At 46.2% G+C, this 20139-nt stretch carries 14 protein-coding genes and 1 tRNA gene; 14 read left to right on the top strand and 1 reads right to left on the bottom strand.

Features of this window, described 5'->3' with window-relative positions:
* The first annotated feature begins 389 nt into the window (after nt 1-389).
* From NK638_RS04610 to NK638_RS04565, 10 genes are all read left to right on the top strand, one after another.
* Nucleotides 390-465 (top strand) — tRNA-Trp (locus NK638_RS04610).
* Nucleotides 466-516: 51 nt separating this feature from the next.
* Complete coding sequence (gene secE, locus NK638_RS04605) at nt 517-1005, top strand: preprotein translocase subunit SecE (protein ID WP_100750084.1); 489 nt, start codon at nt 517-519, stop codon at nt 1003-1005.
* 69 nt (nt 1006-1074) lie between these two features.
* Nucleotides 1075-1605: a transcription termination/antitermination protein NusG gene (nusG, locus tag NK638_RS04600; RefSeq protein ID WP_201584062.1), complete on the top strand. Its 531-nt coding sequence runs from the start codon at nt 1075-1077 to the stop codon at nt 1603-1605.
* 88 nt (nt 1606-1693) lie between these two features.
* Nucleotides 1694-2125, top strand: coding sequence for a 50S ribosomal protein L11 (rplK, locus tag NK638_RS04595; protein WP_105244192.1), 432 nt, complete (start codon nt 1694-1696; stop codon nt 2123-2125).
* A complete protein-coding gene (gene rplA / locus NK638_RS04590; RefSeq protein ID WP_105244191.1) occupies nt 2126-2827 on the top strand; it encodes a 50S ribosomal protein L1 in 702 nt (233 codons plus the stop codon).
* A gap of 428 nt (nt 2828-3255) precedes the next feature.
* On the top strand, nt 3256-3783 hold the full coding sequence (gene rplJ, locus NK638_RS04585) for a 50S ribosomal protein L10 (RefSeq protein ID WP_274632120.1): 528 nt from the start codon (nt 3256-3258) through the stop codon (nt 3781-3783).
* A 126-nt stretch (nt 3784-3909) separates the two neighbouring features.
* Nucleotides 3910-4284 (top strand): 50S ribosomal protein L7/L12, encoded by a 375-nt coding sequence (rplL, locus tag NK638_RS04580; protein WP_105244189.1) that lies wholly within the window; start codon nt 3910-3912, stop codon nt 4282-4284.
* A gap of 628 nt (nt 4285-4912) precedes the next feature.
* Nucleotides 4913-9031 carry a DNA-directed RNA polymerase subunit beta gene (gene rpoB / locus NK638_RS04575; protein WP_274632119.1) on the top strand — a complete coding sequence of 1373 codons (4119 nt, stop codon included), beginning with the start codon at nt 4913-4915 and terminating at the stop codon, nt 9029-9031.
* A 166-nt stretch (nt 9032-9197) separates the two neighbouring features.
* The gene (gene rpoC / locus NK638_RS04570) at nt 9198-13415 is read left to right on the top strand and encodes a DNA-directed RNA polymerase subunit beta' (RefSeq protein ID WP_274632118.1); all 4218 of its coding nucleotides are present in this window, start codon (nt 9198-9200) and stop codon (nt 13413-13415) included.
* 157 nt (nt 13416-13572) lie between these two features.
* Nucleotides 13573-14106 (top strand): DUF6586 family protein, encoded by a 534-nt coding sequence (locus tag NK638_RS04565; RefSeq protein WP_274632117.1) that lies wholly within the window; start codon nt 13573-13575, stop codon nt 14104-14106.
* A gap of 258 nt (nt 14107-14364) precedes the next feature.
* Here NK638_RS04565 and NK638_RS04560 read toward each other — a convergent pair whose 3' ends face one another.
* The gene (locus NK638_RS04560; protein ID WP_274632116.1) at nt 14365-16983 is read right to left on the bottom strand and encodes a penicillin-binding protein 1A; all 2619 of its coding nucleotides are present in this window, start codon (nt 16981-16983) and stop codon (nt 14365-14367) included.
* Nucleotides 16984-17177: 194 nt separating this feature from the next.
* Here NK638_RS04560 and NK638_RS04555 point away from each other — a divergent pair, with 194 nt between their 5' ends.
* The 4 genes from NK638_RS04555 (at nt 17178) to NK638_RS04540 (ending at nt 20119) form a co-directional block, all read left to right on the top strand.
* Nucleotides 17178-18233 carry a pilus assembly protein PilM gene (locus tag NK638_RS04555; RefSeq protein WP_274632115.1) on the top strand — a complete coding sequence of 352 codons (1056 nt, stop codon included), beginning with the start codon at nt 17178-17180 and terminating at the stop codon, nt 18231-18233.
* A gap of 73 nt (nt 18234-18306) precedes the next feature.
* Nucleotides 18307-18885 carry a PilN domain-containing protein gene (locus NK638_RS04550; protein WP_274632114.1) on the top strand — a complete coding sequence of 193 codons (579 nt, stop codon included), beginning with the start codon at nt 18307-18309 and terminating at the stop codon, nt 18883-18885.
* Nucleotides 18882-19589, top strand: a complete 708-nt coding sequence (locus NK638_RS04545) for a type 4a pilus biogenesis protein PilO (protein ID WP_274632113.1) — start codon at nt 18882-18884, stop codon at nt 19587-19589. The genes NK638_RS04550 and NK638_RS04545 overlap by 4 nt, the downstream gene beginning before the upstream one ends.
* Complete coding sequence (locus NK638_RS04540) at nt 19586-20119, top strand: pilus assembly protein PilP (protein ID WP_105244181.1); 534 nt, start codon at nt 19586-19588, stop codon at nt 20117-20119. Before NK638_RS04545 ends, NK638_RS04540 begins: the two co-directional genes overlap by 4 nt.
* Nucleotides 20120-20139: the final 20 nt, after the last annotated feature.

The following is a 20139-nucleotide window of genomic DNA, read 5'->3' as shown; positions in this document are numbered from 1 at the left end:
ACACCGAGTATTGAGTAGTGAAAAGCCACCCTTTATAGGGTGGCTTTTTTTTGGGTGCTTATAGAGGGTTATGGGGTTTATTGGAAAGGGGCAGGGAGGGTGGTACTTCATAAAGTATGTTTTTTAAAGCTATAACTATCAATAACTGCAGTAAGTGAAAATACCGTTCTTTTTGTTTTTAGTCTATTGTGTTTTTTATGAGAGCTTGCTATATTAACGCTGCTTCTAATAAGTCAGTTGGGATATCGATTTTTACTTATTTATTTACTTAAGTAAGACTGATGTAGCCGCAAAATGACTAAGAGCAAAGCTCGGTAAAAATGATAATTTTACCGCTAAGGGCTTGCATTTTATGCTAAATATTGTATAATGCTGTCCTTTACACCCATAGGCGATTGGCTCAATTGGTAGAGCATCGGTCTCCAAAACCGAGGGTTGTAGGTTCGAGTCCTACATCGCCTGCCATCTTCTTATCACATCTTTGTTGTACCTCACCATCTCCGAAGCGAGTTCTTTATGAGCAATAATCAAGATAACCTCGAGAATAAGTTATCTGATGCCAAGGCGACGGCGAGCTCGATGCTGACTAAAGGTAAGCACGTCTCAGCAGGCAATAAGACCACTGCGGTCGAGGTTGCTAAGACAGGCTCAATCAAAGATTTGATTTTGTGGCTTGTAGCCGCAGTAGTATTAATTGCAGCAACATTGGTCAATCAGTATTTACCCGGTTATTGGCAGCCAGCCAACGATGTCTGGGTGCGTATTGGCATCATTGTTGCTTTGGTTGTGGTTGCTTTGGTGTGTTTGGCCTTAACCCATCAGGGTCGCGCTTTTAAAATTTTACTAAAAGACGCTGCGGTTGAGCTACGCCGAGTGACCTGGCCGAGTAAAGACGAAACCTTTCAATACACATGGCAAGTGCTTGTCGTGATTGCGATTGTTGGGTTCTTTATTTGGTTGTTGGATAACTTCTTTAATTGGTTCGTTGGTATCTTTATTGGCTAGTCACACGTATTAGTGGGCAAGACCAAAATGGACGGATAACGACTTATTTATAATGATCAGGAGCGTGATATGCGTTGGTATATTGTCCAAGCATTTTCAGGATATGAAAAGCAAGTACAGCGTTCATTAACTGATCGTATCAACCGCAGTGAGTTTGCTGATTCGTTCGGTGATGTGTTGGTGCCGACAGAAGAAGTCGTCGAAATGAAAGACGGCAAAAAGCGTAAGAGTGAGCGCAAATTCTTTCCAGGATATGTATTGATCCAGATGGAAATGAATGACAACACGTGGCACATCGTCAAAGACTGTCCACGTATTATGGGCTTTGTTGGCGGTACGCCAGAGATGCCAGCACCTATCACGCAGGCAGAAGCGGATCGTATTTTGAACCGTCTAAATCAGACTGAAGCTGACCCACGTCCTAAGACGCTCTTTGAGCCAGGTGAAGAATTGTTGGTCATCGATGGTCCATTTACTGACTTTAAAGGGTTGGTAGAAAAAGTAGATTATGAAAAGTCTAAGCTACATCTGACCGTAAACGTATTTAATAGGCCGACTCAGGTCGAGCTTGAGTTTAGTAAAGTTGAAAAATTAGACTAAACCTATAAAGTTCATTAACCGGGGAGCTGTTTTTCGACAAGGTTTCTACCATGTTGATTTGGCGCTATCACCCATTTAGGAGAATATCATGGCTAAGAAGATTGATGGTTACATCAAACTGCAAGTGCCTGCAGGTAAAGCAAACCCTTCACCACCGATTGGTCCAGCTTTGGGTCAAAAAGGCGTGAACATCATGGCGTTCTGTAAAGAATTTAACGCAGCGACCTCTAACCAAGAGCCAGGTCTGCCGATTCCTACAGAAATCACGGTATATAACGATAAGTCTTTTACCTTTATCATGAAGTCACCACCAGCTGCGTTTTTACTACGTAAAGCTGCTGGTATCACGAAAGGTTCTGGTACGCCAAACACCGCAAAAGTCGGTAAAGTTGACCGTGCACAACTAGAAGAAATCGTGAAAACTAAAGACGCAGATTTGACTGCTGCTGATCTTGACGCTGCTGTTCGTACCATCGCTGGTACCGCTCGTTCAATGGGTATTACCGTGGAGGGTGTGTAAATGAGTAAACTTACTAAGCGTCAAAAGCTAATCGCTGATCGCATTGAAAACGAAAAGCTATACACTCTTGAAGAAGCGGTTCAAATCCTAAACGATTTGCCACCTTTGAAGTTCAAAGAGTCTATCGACATCGCAGTAAACTTGGGCGTTGACCCACGTAAATCTGACCAAGTCGTTCGCGGTGCTACCAACCTGCCTGCGGGTACTGGTAAAACCAAACGCGTTGCCGTATTCGCTCAAGGCGCTGCTGCTGAAGCCGCCAAAGAAGCTGGTGCAGACGTTGTAGGGTTTGAAGACCTAGCAGAAGATATTAAAGCCGGTAACATGGACTTTGACGTTGTTATCGCAGCTCCAGATGCGATGCGTGTGGTGGGTCAACTAGGTACTATCCTAGGTCCACGTGGCCTAATGCCTAACCCAAAAGTTGGTACAGTAACGCCAAACGTTGCGGAAGCTGTGGCCAATACCAAAGCGGGTCAAGCACAGTATCGTGTTGACAAAGCGGGTATCATTCACACAACTATCGGTCAAGTTGGTTTCACGACTGAACAAGTTGCCCAAAACGTTCAAGCATTGATCTCAGATCTAAAGCGCGCTAAGCCTGCGACGTCTAAAGGTACATTCATTAAGAAAATCACCTTGTCTAGCACCATGGGCCCAGGCATCACTATCGATCCTGTTCCTTATCGCGTAGCTAAATAGTTTTTTGTATAAAAATTACTCGATATTCAACGATTTTGAATAAAGAGTCCATATTGTTTTAAAGAATTAGGTCAGCGTAGCAAACGCTATGCTGTCTAAGACCGTAGGTAGAGAGCGGTTTTAGGTCATTATTAAGTGGTCTTTTGATAGCTAGTGATGACGGTAAGCTGCTTTTGTTAATCGACGACAGATGAAAATCTTAGTTGTCCTACGCAGACGGTGACCCACCCAGTTGTTGATAAGAGCCGATAAACCGGTATTTATACCAAGCTATCACTCGATGTCAGTCTGATAACGGTGCCGTAATCAGTCGTTATGAATAAACTCTATTTTTAGAAGTTATGAATAACGTGTCGTATCAAGTCAATCTTAGCTGATCGTTTTTAATTAAAAGTTGAGCGGATTGATAAGATTAAAGGAGTCAACTTATGGCATTAACGCTAGAACAAAAACAACAAGTTGTGGCTGAAGTGTCTGAAGTTGCTGCTAATGCTTACTCAGCAGTAGCTGCCGAATATCACGGTCTTGGTGTTGCACAGCTTACTAAGCTTCGCGTACAAGCCCGTGAAAAAGGCGTCGTTTTGAAAGTGGTGAAAAACACCCTAGCAAAACGCGCATTTGAAGGCACTAATTTTGAGAGCATGTCAGACCGTATGACTGGTCCACTACTTTTGGCTTTCTCTATGGAAGATTTGGGTTCTGCTGCCAGAGTCGTTTTCGACTTTAGCAAAGAAAACAAAGCATTAGAGACCAAAATAGTATCAGTCGGTGGTGAAGTTTATGGTCCAGAAGAGCTAGAGCGCGTATCGAAGCTACCAACTCGCGACGAAGCAATCTCTATCTTGATGGCAACTATGAACGCACCAGTGACCAAGCTTGTCCAGACTATGAACGCTGTTCCTGGCAAGTTCGTTCGCACTGTAGCGGCAATCAAAGACGCAAAAGAAGCTGCTTAATTGCTTGTTTTAACGTAACTTTGACATCGCTGGTTGTACTGTATTGCCAACTCTATTTGTATATTTGGCAAACAACCAAAGCGATATTAAAATCAATTAATTTTTATCAGATAACGGAGAGTTCCCATGGCACTATCTAAAGAAGATGTGTTAAACGCAATCGCTGAAATGTCAGTAATGGACATCGTTGAGCTAATCAGCGATATGGAAGAAAAATTCGGCGTAACTGCTGCTGTTGCTGCTGCTGCACCTGCTGCTGCCGCTGGTGGCGCTGCTGCTGCTGAAGAAAAAGACGAGTTTGACGTTGTTCTTGCTAGCTTCGGCGACAAGAAAGTTGGCGTTATCAAAGCCGTACGTGAAGCAACTGGTCTTGGCCTAAAAGAAGCAAAAGATTTGGTTGAAAGTGCTCCAGCACCAATCAAAGAAGGCGCGTCTAAAGACGAAGCTGAAGAGTTGAAAAAGAAACTTGAAGAAGCTGGTGCAACTGTTGAACTAAAATAAGTTTAACACTGTACGAAAAAAAAGCTGGTAATGCCTTGCATTGCCAGCTTTTTTTTACTATAATTCGTAGCTTGACCTTTTGTGTCTGCCAACATACGTATGCAACATCACGGTGGATACCCATCAAAAGGACAGACGATATACATGCAAGCACACATGCCAGTTTTTAAAATCAGTGATATGAGCTAAACGTCTTGAGATGTTTGGCGTTTTTTTGTGTCTGCATGCTTTTCCATTAACGCTATAGTTTACACTGATTCTAAAAGTTATAGTTATCCCCAATATTATTAGTTCTAATAAGCTGTTTATCTTAGGTTATTTATTTTGCATGGTTGTACTGTCAGTATGTAGGCTCGTAGACGGTAGATATCAGCGACGATATTGGTTTTGATGAGTGACAGCTGATGGGGTTTTGGCTGGATGGTCTAGGTAAAAGACCTAGATGCTGATGACAAAACTTGATAAGGGTGCTAAGCCGGCACTGGTAGTAAAGTAGTCATTAACAAAAGATATAAACTGAACACGAACACCTGTTTTATATTAACGTTTACGTTGCTATGTTTGCATAGTATTTATGCACGCATGCCACGCTTTTAATTTGTTTCCACGTTTACTGTAAGGACTCTCGATGGCATATTCTTATACTGAAAAAAAGCGTATTCGCAAAAGTTTTGCTGAATTGCCCACTGTAATGGACATTCCCTATTTACTGTCTATTCAAGTAGATTCTTATGAGCAATTTTTGCAAGAGCACAAAAAGCCGAAAGCTCGTGAGAATACTGGTCTGCAAGCTGCCTTTTCATCTATTTTTCCGATTGAGAGTCATTCTGGTAATGCAGAGCTACAATTCGTTGAATATTACTTAGGCGAGCCTGAGTTTGATGAGCGTGAGTGTATCTTACGTGGCTCAACGTTTGCAGCACCGATACGTGTCAAGATCCGTTTGATTATCAAGGACAAAGACAGCAAAGACAAAGACAGTAAAGCGGCGATCAAAGACATCCGTGAGCAAAGCGTCTATATGGGTGAGATGCCACTGATGACTGACAACGGTACCTTTATTATCAACGGTACTGAGCGTGTCATCGTATCACAGTTGCACCGCTCGCCTGGTGTGTTCTTTGATCATGATAAAGGTAAGTCGCACTCAAGTGGTAAGGTGCTTTACAACGCTCGTATCATTCCTTATCGCGGCTCATGGCTTGACTTTGAGTTTGATGCCAAAGACTTAGTTTTTGCTCGTATTGACCGTCGTCGTAAGTTACTTGCGTCTATTATCTTACGTGCGCTTGGTTTGACGACCTCTGAAATCTTAGATTTGTTCTTTGATAAAGTAAAAGTCTATAAGGGTGAAGAACAGTTTGAGATTGATCTGGTCGCTGATCGTCTGCGCGGCGAGATGGCGCAGTTCGATATCGTGTCACCTGATGGTGATGTCATCGTCGAGCAGGGCAAACGTATCAATGCTCGCCGTATCCGTCAGTTAGAGCAAGCGGGTATGACGAAAATTGCTGTGCCTGATGAATATCTATACGAGCGCATCTTGGCTGAAGATATCGTGGTCAATGGTGACGTGATTGCTCATGCCAATACGCTCATCGATCATGAATTGTTGGTCAAGCTCAGTGCGTTCGAAGCCAGTGATGCACTCAAAGAGTTTAGCATTTTGTTCACCAACGATATCGATCAAGGCAGTTATATCGCCGATACGCTACGTGCTGATACCACTTCTAGCCGTGAAGAAGCATTGATTGAGATCTACAAAGTCATGCGCCCAGGTGAGCCACCAACGCTTGAGACCGCTGAAAAGCTGTTTGAGAGCATGTTCTTTAACGCCGATCGTTATGACTTGTCAAACGTCGGGCGTATGAAGTTTAACCGTCGCCTAGGTCTTGAGTTTGAGGACACTGACGACGCTGATATCCAGCGTGCGCGTAGTGTGTTGACCAATGATGACATCATCAATGTGTTAAAAGAGCTGATTGAGATTCGTAATGGTCGCGGTGAAGTCGACGATATCGATCACTTAGGTAACCGCCGTATTCGTTCAGTGGGCGAGATGGCAGAGAACCAGTTCCGCGTGGGCCTTGTGCGCGTAGAGCGTGCAGTCAAAGAGCGTTTAAGCTCAGCAGAATCAGACAACTTGTCACCACAAGATTTGATCAACTCAAAACCAGTAGCAGCTGCTGTCAAAGAGTTCTTTGGCTCAAGTCAGTTGTCACAGTTTATGGACCAAAACAACCCATTGTCTGAAGTCACGCATAAGCGCCGTGTATCCGCGCTTGGCCCAGGTGGTCTGACCCGTGAGCGTGCAGGCTTTGAAGTACGTGACGTTCATGATACCCATTATGGCCGTGTCTGTCCGATTGAGACGCCTGAAGGTCCAAACATTGGTCTGATCAACTCACTAGCGACCTTTGCCAAAACCAACAGCTTTGGTTTCTTAGAAACGCCTTATCGCCGTGTGGTTGATGGCAAAGTAACTGACCAGATCGAATACCTATCAGCCATCGAAGAAGTTGGTACTGTCATTGCTCAAGCAGATTCGCCAGTGAGTGAAAATGGTGAGCTAAGCGATGAGATGGTCAGCGTGCGTAGCTATGGTGAATTTGTCCGTATGCCACCAGAAAAAGTGACGCATATGGATGTGTCACCAAGTCAGGTAGTATCGGTCGCCGCAGGTTTGATTCCATTCCTAGAGCATGATGATGCCAACCGTGCATTGATGGGTTCAAACATGCAGCGTCAGGCGGTTCCGACGCTACGTGCGGATAAGCCGTTAGTGGGTACGGGTATGGAGCGTCACGTCGCGCGTGACTCTGGCGTATGTGTGATCGCCAAGCGTGGCGGTGTGATCGAAGACGTCGATGCCTCGCGTATCGTCGTGCGTGTCAACGAAGAGGAGATGGTCGCAGGCGAAGCGGGTATCGATATCTATAACTTGATCAAATACACGCGCTCAAACCAAAATACTTGTATCAACCAGCGCATCATTGTCAACCAAGGCGACGAAATCGCGTCAGGGGATATTCTAGCTGATGGCCCATCAACCGATTTGGGTGAATTGGCGCTTGGTCAAAACATTCGTATCGCCTTTATGCCGTGGAATGGTTATAACTTCGAAGACTCGATTTTGCTTTCTGAAAAAGTCGTCAAAGAAGATCGCTTTACCACCATTCATATTCAAGAGTTGACTTGTGTGGCGCGTGATACCAAGCTTGGAACAGAGGAAATCACTGCTGATATTCCAAACGTGGGTGAAGCGGCGCTCTCAAACCTTGATGAAGCAGGTATCGTTTATATCGGTGCTGAAGTAGACGCAGGCGACATCTTGGTTGGTAAAGTCACACCAAAAGGCGAGACGCAGCTCACGCCAGAAGAGAAATTGCTACGGGCTATCTTTGGTGAAAAAGCTGCTGATGTAAAAGACACCTCATTGCGAGTGCCAACATCAAGCAAAGGTACGGTCATCGACGTACAAGTCTTTACCCGTGATGGCGTCGAAAAAGACGCACGTGCCAAAGCAATCGAGAAGTCGCAGCTCGATAGCTATCGTAAAGATTTAAAAGAAGAGCTACGTATCTTTGAAGAAGCGGCTCGCGGCCGTATTGGTACCTTGCTTGATGGTCAAAAAGTCAGTGGCGGTGCTGGTCTAAAAGCCGGCACAGTCATGGCGTTGGCTGACATGAAAGAGATGAGTCTTGAAACGCTGCTTGATATCCAGCCAGTCGAAGAAGAGGTCTCTGAGCGTCTCACGCAGATCGCTGATTACTTGGTCGATAAGCAAAAAGACATCGATGTGAAATTTGCCGAGAAAAAACGCAAATTAACGGCTGGTGATGACTTGCAGCATGGCGTCCAAAAAATCGTTAAGGTCTATCTGGCAGTGAAACGTCGTATCCAGCCAGGGGATAAAATGGCCGGTCGTCATGGTAACAAAGGTGTGGTATCACGCATCATGCCGGTTGAAGACATGCCTTATGATGAAAATGGTAATACCGTTGACATCGTACTGAACCCGCTAGGTGTACCATCGCGTATGAACATCGGTCAGGTGCTTGAGACGCATTTGGGTATGGCGGCTAAGGGCTTGGGTGAAAAGATTGACGGTATGCTAAAAGCGCAAGCGGCAATCAAAGAGTTACGTGAGTTTTTAGACAAGATTTACAACCAAGTCGGCGGTGAATCAGTCGATCTAGACAGCTTGTCTGATGATGATATCTTGGCATTAGCAGACAATCTACGTGATGGCGTGCCGATGGGTACGGCAGTGTTTGATGGAGCTCACGAGTATCAAGTCAAAGACTTGCTAGAGCTTGCTGGTATGGATCGTGATGGTCAGCAAACCTTGTATGATGGCCGTACCGGTCAGAAGTTTGACCGTAAAGTGACCGTGGGTTACATGTATATGCTCAAGCTTAACCACTTGGTCGATGACAAGATGCACGCGCGTTCAACGGGTTCTTACTCACTGGTCACCCAGCAGCCACTAGGCGGTAAAGCACAGTTCGGTGGTCAGAGATTCGGTGAGATGGAAGTATGGGCACTAGAAGCATACGGCGCAACCTACACATTGCAAGAGATGCTGACAGTGAAATCAGATGACGTCGAAGGCCGTACCCGTATGTACAAAAACATCGTCGATGGTGAGCAGTACATGGATCCAGGTATGCCTGAGTCATTCAACGTACTGACCAAAGAAATCAAATCACTGGGTATTAATATTGAGTTAAAACAAAGCAACTAAACCCAAAGCAGAAAGATTGCTGTTTAACTTAGTTGTCAACTAAAAGTAGTACGCTTATGGCGACTGCTTTTGGTGATTTGTCTCAACCCGATTCATTGCCTTCATTCATCTAACTTGGCGTCGACAATATGCTGCTAGATGATTATAAAGATAACGGAGAAGCAACTTGAAAGATTTACTCGATATCATGCAAAGCCCTACCGCTAGCGGTAATCAAGAGTTTGATAGTATTCAAATTACCTTAGCCGCCCCTGATGTGGTTAAGTCATGGTCACATGGTGAAGTTAAAAAACCAGAAACAATCAACTACCGTACATTTAAGCCTGAGCGCGACGGTCTGTTTTGTGCCAAAATTTTTGGCCCAGTCAAAGACTTTGAATGCTTGTGCGGCAAGTACAAACGCCGTAAGTTCCAAGGCGTTATCTGTGAGAAGTGTGGCGTAGAAGTCACCACTGCCAAAGTTCGCCGTGATCGTATGGGTCACATTGACCTTGCAAGCCCTGTTGCGCATATTTGGTTCTTAAAGTCTCTGCCAAGCCGCATCGGTCTACTTCTCGACATGACCCTACGCGATATCGAACGCGTTCTATACTTTGAGAGCTATATCGTCACTGAGCCTGGCCTGACTTCTTTAGAGAAGTACCAACTGCTCGATGATGAAGACTACTACAAAGCCCTAGAAGAGTTCGGTGACGAATTTACCGCCAAAATGGGTGCAGAAGCGGTACAAGACCTGCTCAAAGAGATCGATATCGATATCGAGATTGATGAGCTGCGCGAAGCGATCCCGCAAACAGGCTCTGAAACCAAACTCAAAAAGATGTCTAAGCGCCTAAAACTATTAGAAGCGTTCCGTGACTCGAACAACAAGCCTGAGTGGATGGTAATGAATATCTTACCAGTATTGCCACCAGACTTGCGCCCGTTGGTACCACTAGAAGGCGGCCGTTTTGCGACATCAGATCTAAACGATCTGTATCGCCGCGTTATCAACCGTAACAACCGTCTAAAGCGTCTGCTCGAGCTAAGTGCGCCTGATATCATCGTACGTAATGAAAAACGTATGCTACAAGAATCAGTCGATGCCTTGCTTGATAACGGTCGCCGTGGTCGTGCCATTACTGGTAGTAATAAGCGTCCACTAAAATCTTTGGCCGATATGATTAAAGGTAAGCAAGGTCGTTTCCGTCAAAACCTACTTGGTAAACGTGTCGATTATTCTGGTCGTTCGGTCATCGTTGTTGGTCCGACCCTGCGTCTGCATCAGTGTGGCCTGCCAAAGAAAATGGCACTTGAGTTGTTCAAGCCATTTACTTATGCCAAGCTGTTATCACATGGCATGGCGACCACGATTAAAGCCGCCAAAAAGATGGTAGAGCGTGAAGAGCCGCAAGTATGGGATATGCTGGCCATGGTTATCCGTGAGCATCCAGTCCTACTAAACCGTGCGCCAACGCTTCACCGTTTGGGCTTACAGGCATTTGAGCCGGTACTTATTGAAGGTAAAGCGATCCAATTGCATCCGCTGGTTTGTACCGCGTTTAACGCTGACTTTGATGGTGACCAAATGGCCGTACACGTGCCATTGACGCTAGAAGCCCAGCTCGAATCGCGCGCATTGATGATGTCAACCAACAACATCCTATCGCCTGCCAACGGTGATCCAATTATCGTACCCTCACAGGACGTTGTACTTGGTCTGTATTACATTAGCCGCTCGTCGATCAATGCCAAAGGCGAAGGCATGATATTTTCGACCGTCAACGAAGCTTTGCGTGCCATTGGTTCAAACGACTTGCATGTCAACGCAAAAATCAAAGTGCGTGTGACAGAAACGCACGTTGATGCAGAGGGCAACGAAAGTAAAGAAGTCTCTCTAAAAGAAACGGTGGCTGGTCGTTTGCTTATCTGGAACATCATGCCACAAGGCATGTCGTTTGATGAGTGCAACCAAGAGATGACCAAAAAGAACATCTCGCGTTTGATCAACTCTTGCTACCGTAAAGTCGGCGTCAAAGAAAGTGTCATGTTTGCTGACCAATTGATGTATCTTGGTTTTGCTCAAGCGACATTATCAGGCGTGTCAATCGGTATTGATGATATGGTGATTCCGCCGCTGAAAAAACAAATCATCGAAACCGCCGAAGCTGAAGTTCGCGAAATTGAAGATCAGTTTGAGCAAGGTTTTGTGACTGCAGGTGAGCGTTATAACAAAGTCGTCGATATCTGGTCTCGTACCAACGATAAAGTCGCTAAAGCGATGATGGATAACTTGGCGACCGATAAAGTCATCAACGCCCAAGGCGAAGAAGACGAGCAAAAATCATTTAACTCTATCTTTATCATGTCAGACTCTGGTGCTCGTGGTAGTGCCGCGCAGATTCGTCAGCTTGCTGGTATGCGTGGTTTGATGGCAAAACCAGATGGCTCAATCATTGAGACACCGATTAAGGCCAACTTCCGCGAAGGTTTGACCGTACTACAGTACTTTATCTCGACGCACGGTGCGCGTAAAGGTCTTGCTGATACTGCCCTAAAAACGGCTAACTCAGGTTACCTAACCCGTCGCTTGGTTGATGTGGCGCAAGATTTGGTTGTGACCAGCGAAGACTGTGGTACCGAAGAAGGCTTGCTCATGAAGCCGCACATCCAAGGTGGTGAGATCATCGAAAAACTCGGTGAGCTTGTCCTTGGCCGTGTGACCGCGCGTGATGTGACGTACAATGACGATCCGTCAAAAGTCTTGATTCCAGCGGGCACGTTGATCGATGAGCATTGGGTAAATGTACTAGATAACAACGCCATTGATGACATCTGGGTACGCTCAGTGATTACTTGTGAAGTTGAGCATGGCGTGTGTTCACAGTGTTATGGTCGTGATCTGGCTCGTGGTCATAAAGTCAATATCGGTGAGTCAGTTGGTGTCATGGCAGCGCAGTCAATCGGTGAGCCTGGTACTCAGTTGACCATGCGTACCTTCCACGTGGGCGGGGCGGCAAGCTCTGCATCTGTGGACAACAGCATCTCAGCACGTAATGCAGGTCAAGTGCATTTTGAAAACATGAAAACGGTTGAACACACTGATGGCCACTTGGTTATCGTCTCGCGTTCAGCAGAGATTGCGTTGACCGATGAGCTTGGTCGTGAGCGTGAGCGCTATAAAGTGCCTTATGGTTCAAGCGTTCTGGTGAAAAACGAAGAGCAAGTCGAAGGTGGCCAGACCATCGCTAAATGGGATCCACACACGCACCCAATTATCACAGAGTTTGCCGGTACGGCACGCTTTAGCGATATCATTGATGGTTCGACAGCGACAGTCAAAGTCGATGATGCAACGGGTATGAGCTCGTTTGAGATTTTAGCGACTCGTGACCGTTCAAGCTCGGCTAAAGATTTGCGTCCCGCTATCATCTTGAATACGGATGAAGGCAAAGAAGTGGTTTATTTCTTGCCAGCGGAAACCATCATCCGCGTCAGCGACGGTGAAAAAGTAGCCGCAGGCTCGGTATTAGGCCGTGTACCACAAGCGTCATCAGGTACCAAGGATATTACCGGTGGTCTACCACGTGTGGCTGATTTGTTTGAAGCACGTCGTCCAAAAGATCATGCCATCATGGCAGAGATGACAGGTGTGGTCAGCTTTGGTAAAGAAACCAAAGGGAAAAACCGCTTTATCATCACCAATGAAGATGGTGAGGTACATGAAGAGCTAATCCCGAAATGGCGTCAGATCAACGTTTTCGAAAACGAGACCGTTGCTCGTGGTGAGATCATCGCTGATGGTCCGCAAAACCCGCACGATATCCTACGTCTAAAAGGTCAAACCGCCCTTGCTGATTATATCGTCAACGAAGTACAGGACGTCTATCGTCTGCAAGGTGTAAAAATCAACGATAAGCACATCGAAGTTATTATTCGTCAGATGCTGCGCAAAGTTGAAGTGACTGATGGCGGTGATTCAAACCACTTTAAAGGCGATCAGGTCGAGTACGCTGATGTCATAGCCTTGAATGCTAAACTGGAAGCTGAGAATAAATTCCCAGTTCAGTATGAGCGTCAATTGCTTGGTATTACCAAAGCAAGTCTGGCAACAGAAAGCTTTATCTCAGCGGCGTCGTTCCAGGAGACTACTCGTGTCCTAACTGCTGCTGCGGTAACAGGTAAAGTTGATGAGCTACGTGGTCTAAAAGAAAACGTGGTCGTTGGTCGCTTGATTCCTGCTGGTACAGGGCTTGCTTATCACAAAGCCCGTAAAGAAAAAGCAGAGCAAAAACTGCAAGAGTCAGATCTAAACGCAGCTTTTGATATGACGGCCAGCACCGATAGTAAAGATTTTGCAAGCTTTGATGAAGCCTTTGCGCAAGAGCTAAATCAAGACAATTAATTGTCTTTGATGTCTTATCACTGTCAAAAAAGCCAGCCTATGTTGCTGGCTTTTTTGTGCACGTACAAAAGTCAGAAAGACGTGGTACTGTTATCCAAAAAAATAGTACACTGAGAAATAAGCCCTCACTTATATCTTATAGAAGGATAAATCGCCAATGGCTGGTAAAACCCGTGTTGCCAAATATCAAGCAGACCGCACCAATCAAAAGCTGTATTTTTGTCGTCTTGCCTGCCAAGCGGCGGACAGTAGTAGTGATAAGCAGCTCTATCAGGCTCATTGTGAAACCGCTATTTTTCATTTATATGGTGCGTTGTTGGCTTTTACTCAGGAGCTTGGACATTTTTATGGTTTAAACACAACAGCGCCGACATTGTGCGACATCGAGCAAGCACTAAGTGCGCGCACGCAGGTATCGCCTGAAGTCCAGCGTTTACAGCAGTTGCAGCAGCAGGGCTTTGTGGCCAACATAGAGCGCGCGTATCAGCGTAGCTTGTATGCGGTACCACCAGATACAGTGATTGATGAGACGCTAAGTGCGAGTAGAGATACGGCAAAAGCGACTGATCTTATTGTCAACGTTGTGACGTTATCGAATCAGTGGCTGCCAGATGAAGCCACCATCCGCGAGTGGCGTCAGCAGCTCTTAGAGCTGATAGATCAGCTGCGTGCAGGTATGGTTGAGTTTTAACCACCCTAATCCATACTGTTGTTTAACGGCTTTTTGGCCCTACCTTACATGACAGCATCAAGAAAAAAGCGTGTTTGATCATGGTCAAACACGCTTTTTATATAAAGTATAGCCAGTTCAAAATAAAGCCGATAGTTTCAAATTAACGTGCAACTGATATAAGTTTCTCTTGCTTGCTGTGTTTACGCTGACAGATGCTGCGTAAAACTCATACCAGCTGCACTGTATCGGCTTTAAAGTGAATTAACCATACTAGGGCTACTCAGGCATGGCTGGCATACGCTCCACCGGGGTTACCGATAGCGGATTTTGCGGTACGCTATCATGACGCGTCGTTGGTGCTGAACCCTCGTCTTCGACCGGCTCAGGTGCTGGCGGCTTGCGCTGCTGGGTGCTGGTTTTGACAGGTTTTTCTGATACAGTGTCGGTAGGCGTATTGTCGTCTTCGTCGCTAGTAACGATACCATCATCCGTCATTTCTATGATTTTTTGTTTTTGTTTTTTGGATTTTGAGCGATTATTGATAGAGACCCATTGATGAGGGGTGTCTTTGAGCTGGGCTTTCATAAAGTCAATCCATACTGGTAGCGCTGCCACGCCGCCGTATTCGCGCCGACCCATGGTCGATGGTTGGTCAAAGCCCATCCAGACGACGGTTGCGTTACTGGGATGAAACCCTGCAAACCAAGCGTCTTTTGCTTCGTTGGTGGTACCAGTTTTACCACCGATATCATCACGTCCCAGTGCTTTTGCTCTTCTTGCCGTGCCATGCTGCACCACATCACGTAATATGTCTGCCATCTCAAAGGCCACTCTAGGCTTTAAGATACGCGGTGCTTGTTTGGCCATTACGTATTGTACTGCAGGCGCTTTTAGGCGATCTGATTGCGGACTGGCATCATAGATACGGCTTTGATCGCTCTGTGTACCTGCTTCGGTATCACGGTCTTTTGAGTCTGCGGTTGCATCTACAGTTGCCGCTTGTTCGAGCGCGCTATCATAGTCTTCTAGCAGTTTTTTGTTGACGCGTTCTAGTTGCTCATTAAAACATGAGGCGCAGGCTTGCTGCGGGTTGGCCTGAAAAAGCAGCTCGTTATTGTAGTTATAAATTTGCTCAATAAAATAAGGCTGTATGCGGTGACCGCCATTGGCAAAGGTTGCATAAGCGGTGGCCATCTGTAGCGGTGTCGCTTGCCCTGTACCCAATGCCAACGATAGGGTAGTTGGTAGCTTTTCTTTATCGAGACCAAACTCGTCTAATAATGTACGAGTATCAGAGATACCGACGGCCTGTAACAGACGAATAGAGACAAGGTTGCGCGATAGATACAAACCGCGACGTAAGGTGATGTCTCCTAAAAAACGCCCGTCAGAGTTTTTGGGTTTCCAGTCTCCAACTTGGATAGGGCGGTCTGAGACGATACTATCAGGGCGGTAGCCCTTTTCTAGGGCTGCGGTATAGACTAGAGGCTTGATGGTAGAGCCCGGTTGCCGCCAGCCTTGCAGCGCTCGGTTAAACTTGCTGTGATTAAAATCAAAACCACCGACCAAAGCATTGAGCGCGCCTGTTTCTGGGTTTAATGAAACTAGGCTGCCTTGTATGTCAGGAATTTGAGCCAGCTGCCAGCGGTTGCTCGCTGTCGGAATCAGGCGCACAATATCGTTTTTACTGACGACTTGACTGGCATTACTTGGATAATAACCGATACGATCGGCAGAGATGTATTTGCGCGCCCAGCTCATCCCAGACCAGTTAACCGTCACCGTCTCACCCGAGGGGATAGTGGCCTCAAAACTACGAGCATTTACTTTTGTCACTTTGGCAGGTGATAGGTTACTATACCGACGGAAGTTCTCTAATGGCTCATCATTCGCTTCAGCGCCGCGCCAGCCATGGCGATGCTCATAAGCGATGAGACCTTTGAGTACGGCGGCCTCTGCATCGGTTTGCGCTTTGCTATCGACGGTCAGACGTACGCGCCAGCCGCCATGCATGACCTGCTCGCCGTAGCGATTTACTAAGGTAGAGCGTGCCATCTCTGCCAAATAAGGCATATTAACATCGAGTTTTTCTTGATAGAGCTTGATGCCGATGGGGGAGTTGACTGCTTCATCATGCTGCGCTTGACTGATATAACCCAGCTCATGCATACGGCCAATGATCCAGTTGCGGCGGGTCAGGGCGCGCTCAGGATTGGCGACAGGATTGTACTTAGAAGGTGCTTTTGGCAGACCTGCCAGCATTGCCATCTCTGCAATGGTGAGGTTGTCTAGTGACTTACTATAGTATTTTTTGGCGGCCGCACGGATGCCGTAAGCGCCTTCACCCAAATAAATCTTATTGACATAAAGGGTCAAAATGTCGTTTTTACTGAGCTCGTCTTCTATTTTACGAGCTAAAAACAGCTCAGTTAGTTTACGATTTAAGGTACGCTCTGGGCTCAAAAAGTAGTTTTTGGCCACCTGCATGGTGATGGTTGAGCCACCTGTTTGACTATCATCATCGGTCACCACTTCGGTGACCGCGCGACCTAGACCTTTAATGCTGATACCACTGTGCTGGAAAAAAGACGCATCTTCTGCGGCCAAAAAAGCATGAGTCAGATCTTCAGGGATTTCCTCAAAAGTGATCGGCAATGATAAACGATTGCCGTATTGACCGATGAGTTTGTCATCACTACTATATATCTGCAATGGCATTTCTAGCGTTGCGGTCTTTATCTCTTGCGTACTTGGCAGGGTAGGCGATAGATACATGGCCATGCCATAAAAGCCAATAGGAACTGCCATTGCCAAGATGACCGCCAAGGCTAAACAAGCAATAAATAGCCCTACCAAAAAGTGAATAATGTGAGCAGTAGCATTTTTTTTGGCCATAATAAGACTTATTAATTAATGATTTGCAACAGGTAGTGCATTATACCTTGAACGAAATAGGGAGGTCATAATAAATGTGTAAGTTAGCCTTAATATATAATTTAAATGCTTGAATCTATCTATTAAGTAAAGTATTGTATTCAATTATTACAAATAACTATCAGATTGTACACTTAATATAAGGTATAGAGTTTGTGAGGCTATTTACTCCCAAAAGTCGACATTTGATTGGAGTGGATATCTGTGCCACCTCAGTAAAGTTGGTTGACATACAGCGCCAACAAGGCATGTTCCACTTAAAATCTTATGGCATTGAAAGACTACCGGAAGGCGTAGTCGTCGATAAACTCATCGTGGATACTGAAGCCGTTGGCGATACGATTGCCAGTTTGGCCAGACGCTGTCAAGTGGCTAATGTCCATGCAGCGACAGCCGTATCAGGGTCAGCAGTGATTACCAAGATCATCGATATGGACATGGCACTCAGCGATGTCGAGCGCGAAGCGCAGATACGTCTCGATGCCGATCAATACGTGCCTTATCCTCTTGAAGACGTCAACCTGGACTTTGAAGTCTTAGGCCCTTCTTTGGTCAGTGACGATATGGTACAGGTGCTACTGGCGGCCTCACGCTCGGAGAATGTCGACCAACGCGTCGATGCCTTAACCTTCGGCGGCATGCAAACCAAGGTCATGGATATTGAGTCGCACGCCATTGAGCGTGCTTTTGGCTTGATGGTAGATAATTTACCAGGGCTACCAGAATTAGTCGCCTTGGTCGATATTGGTCACAATCAAACCACCTTATATGTCGCCAAAAATGGCGAATTTATCTATAGCCGCGAACAGCTATTTGGCGGTGCTCAGCTGACAGAGGCAATACAAAATCGCTATGGCTTATCGTTTGAGGAAGCGGAGCTGAGTAAGCGTGAGCGCACCTTGCCTGACGATTACTACCCTGAGGTATTGACGCCGTTTATCGAAAACACCATTCAGCAAATCACTCGCTCTTTGCAGTTCTATTTTTCTTCGAGCCAATACAGCAATATCGATCACGTAGTCCTCGCGGGGGGCAGTAGCTCGATTCCCGGTCTGGCTGGAATGGCGCAACAAAAACTGGGTGTGACTGTCAGTATCGCCAATCCATTTACCAATATGACCATCGCGCCACATATCGATAATGAGCAACTGGCGATCGATGCCCCAAGCCTCATGGCCGCATGTGGTCTTGCGTTAAGGAGCTTTGACTAATGGCTCGTATTAACCTCTTACCCTGGCGCGCCGAAGAGCGCGCGAACGCCGCAATAAAGAGTTTATCACGCTTGTGGTAGCTGTGACACTACTAACGTTGTTGGCTGCATTTGCTACGTGGAGCTATTTTAACAATGAGCTTGAAGAGCAGCTCGATGCCAATGCTTTGATTGAACAAGAAAACGCGCGCTTAGACACCGTGTTGAGCGAAATCGATAGCTTAGAGCAGCGCCGTGAAGAGATTATCTCACGCATGCAAGTGATTCAAGACTTGCAAGGTCGCCGCCCTGTTCCTGTACGTCTATGGGACGATTTGGCTAAAGCAATGCCGTCGGCACTTTATCTCAATAATCTCAAGCGCGAAGGAGATGTCATCACTTTGACCGGCCTGGCAGATAACCCAAATGTGGTGTCCAATCTGATTCGTAATCTCGATAGTAGTAAATGGATGGGTAACTCTGCTGTCAGCAATATTCAACAAAACATCAGTGCTTATCAGGCAGCGCCTGCGCTCAATAACACCATCAATACAGGTGAGCAGACGCGCCCTGTTTATCCAGAAGACAGCTATGTACAGTTTGTGGTAACCACAAGGGTGCAGTCAGAGACGGCCACACCTGACGAGGGTGATGGGCTTGGAGGTGCGTTATGAAACTGAGCCGCAAAAAAAGCCTAATCAAAATCAAAAAAGCAGACCTAAAGCCAAAAAAGCAGTTTGACTTACAAGAGTTTCGTCGCAGTTTTGAGTCGTTAGACTCCGAAAACTATGGTAGCTGGCCATTGCCCGTCAAGGTAACGGTGATAGGGCTTATCATTGTTTTTATCGCCGCCTTATCATGGGCGCTGCCGATCAGTAGCAAAATCGATGAAATCAATGCCGCCGAAAGCCAGCAGCAAACCTTGCTCGATAGTTATCGTGAAAAAGAATCACGCGCCCGTCACTTAGAAGCGTATAAAGCGCAAGTGGTGCAGATGGAAGCTGAGTTTAACTCGTTACTTGATCAACTACCAAAAGACACACGGGTGTCAGAGCTGGTAGAGGGCATCAACATGACTGGTGTGGGCAGTAATATTCGTTTTCAGGATATCTCGGTTGAGCCTGAAGTTGAAAACGAGTTTTTTATTGAGCAGCCGATACGTATTGCCGCATTGGGTGAGTATCATCAGTTTGGCAGCTTTATCAGTGGACTGGCTGCTCTACCTCGTATCATCACGATGCATGATTTTGAGGTGAGTAACCCGCAGCCGAGCTTGGATGTATTGCCAGAGCTAAATCTGGTACTACAAACCAAAACCTATCGTTCAAAAGAAGCAAATCCTGAAGGTGATGCCGCTGCTGCAGGAGACAGTCAATGATGATAAATAAACTGCCCACGTTACTGGCGTTAAGTATGGTTGTGTTGTCGATGACGGGCTGTAGCGATCGCATAGGGATGGCACAGCAGTCGATGAATGACATACGCAACCAGCCAGCGCAGCCGATTGAGCCCCCACCTAAGGCGGAGCTGGTAGAAGATTTTGTATACAGCGCAAGCACGCAGCGCAGTCCGTTTTTGCCCCCAAGTTTGGTCAATGTACAAGGGCCGACGACGCCTATCGATGGTGTACGCCCTGATATTACCAGAGTCAAAGGGCCGCTTGAGCAGTACGAGCTATCACAGCTGGTCTTTCGCGGTGTCGTTGTTTCGCCTGAAGGTCAGCGATATGCGTTGGTACAACGTCCTGATGGCTCAGTTGCGAGTGTGAAAGTAGGTGATTATCTTGGATTGAATGACGGCCGTATTGTTGAAATCACGCCGACCCAGATTAACTTGATTGAAATTGTGCCAGACAGCCGCGCAGGGTTTATCGAAAAACCCCAGTCGCTGGTCTCTCCTATAAGCTAAGTCGGCAGATTTTTTGAGGA

The sequence above is a fragment of the Psychrobacter sp. A3 genome (assembly GCF_028823565.1).
In the GTDB taxonomy this organism is placed as follows: domain Bacteria; phylum Pseudomonadota; class Gammaproteobacteria; order Pseudomonadales; family Moraxellaceae; genus Psychrobacter; species Psychrobacter celer.
This window is presented reverse-complemented; position numbering and strand designations above follow the sequence as displayed.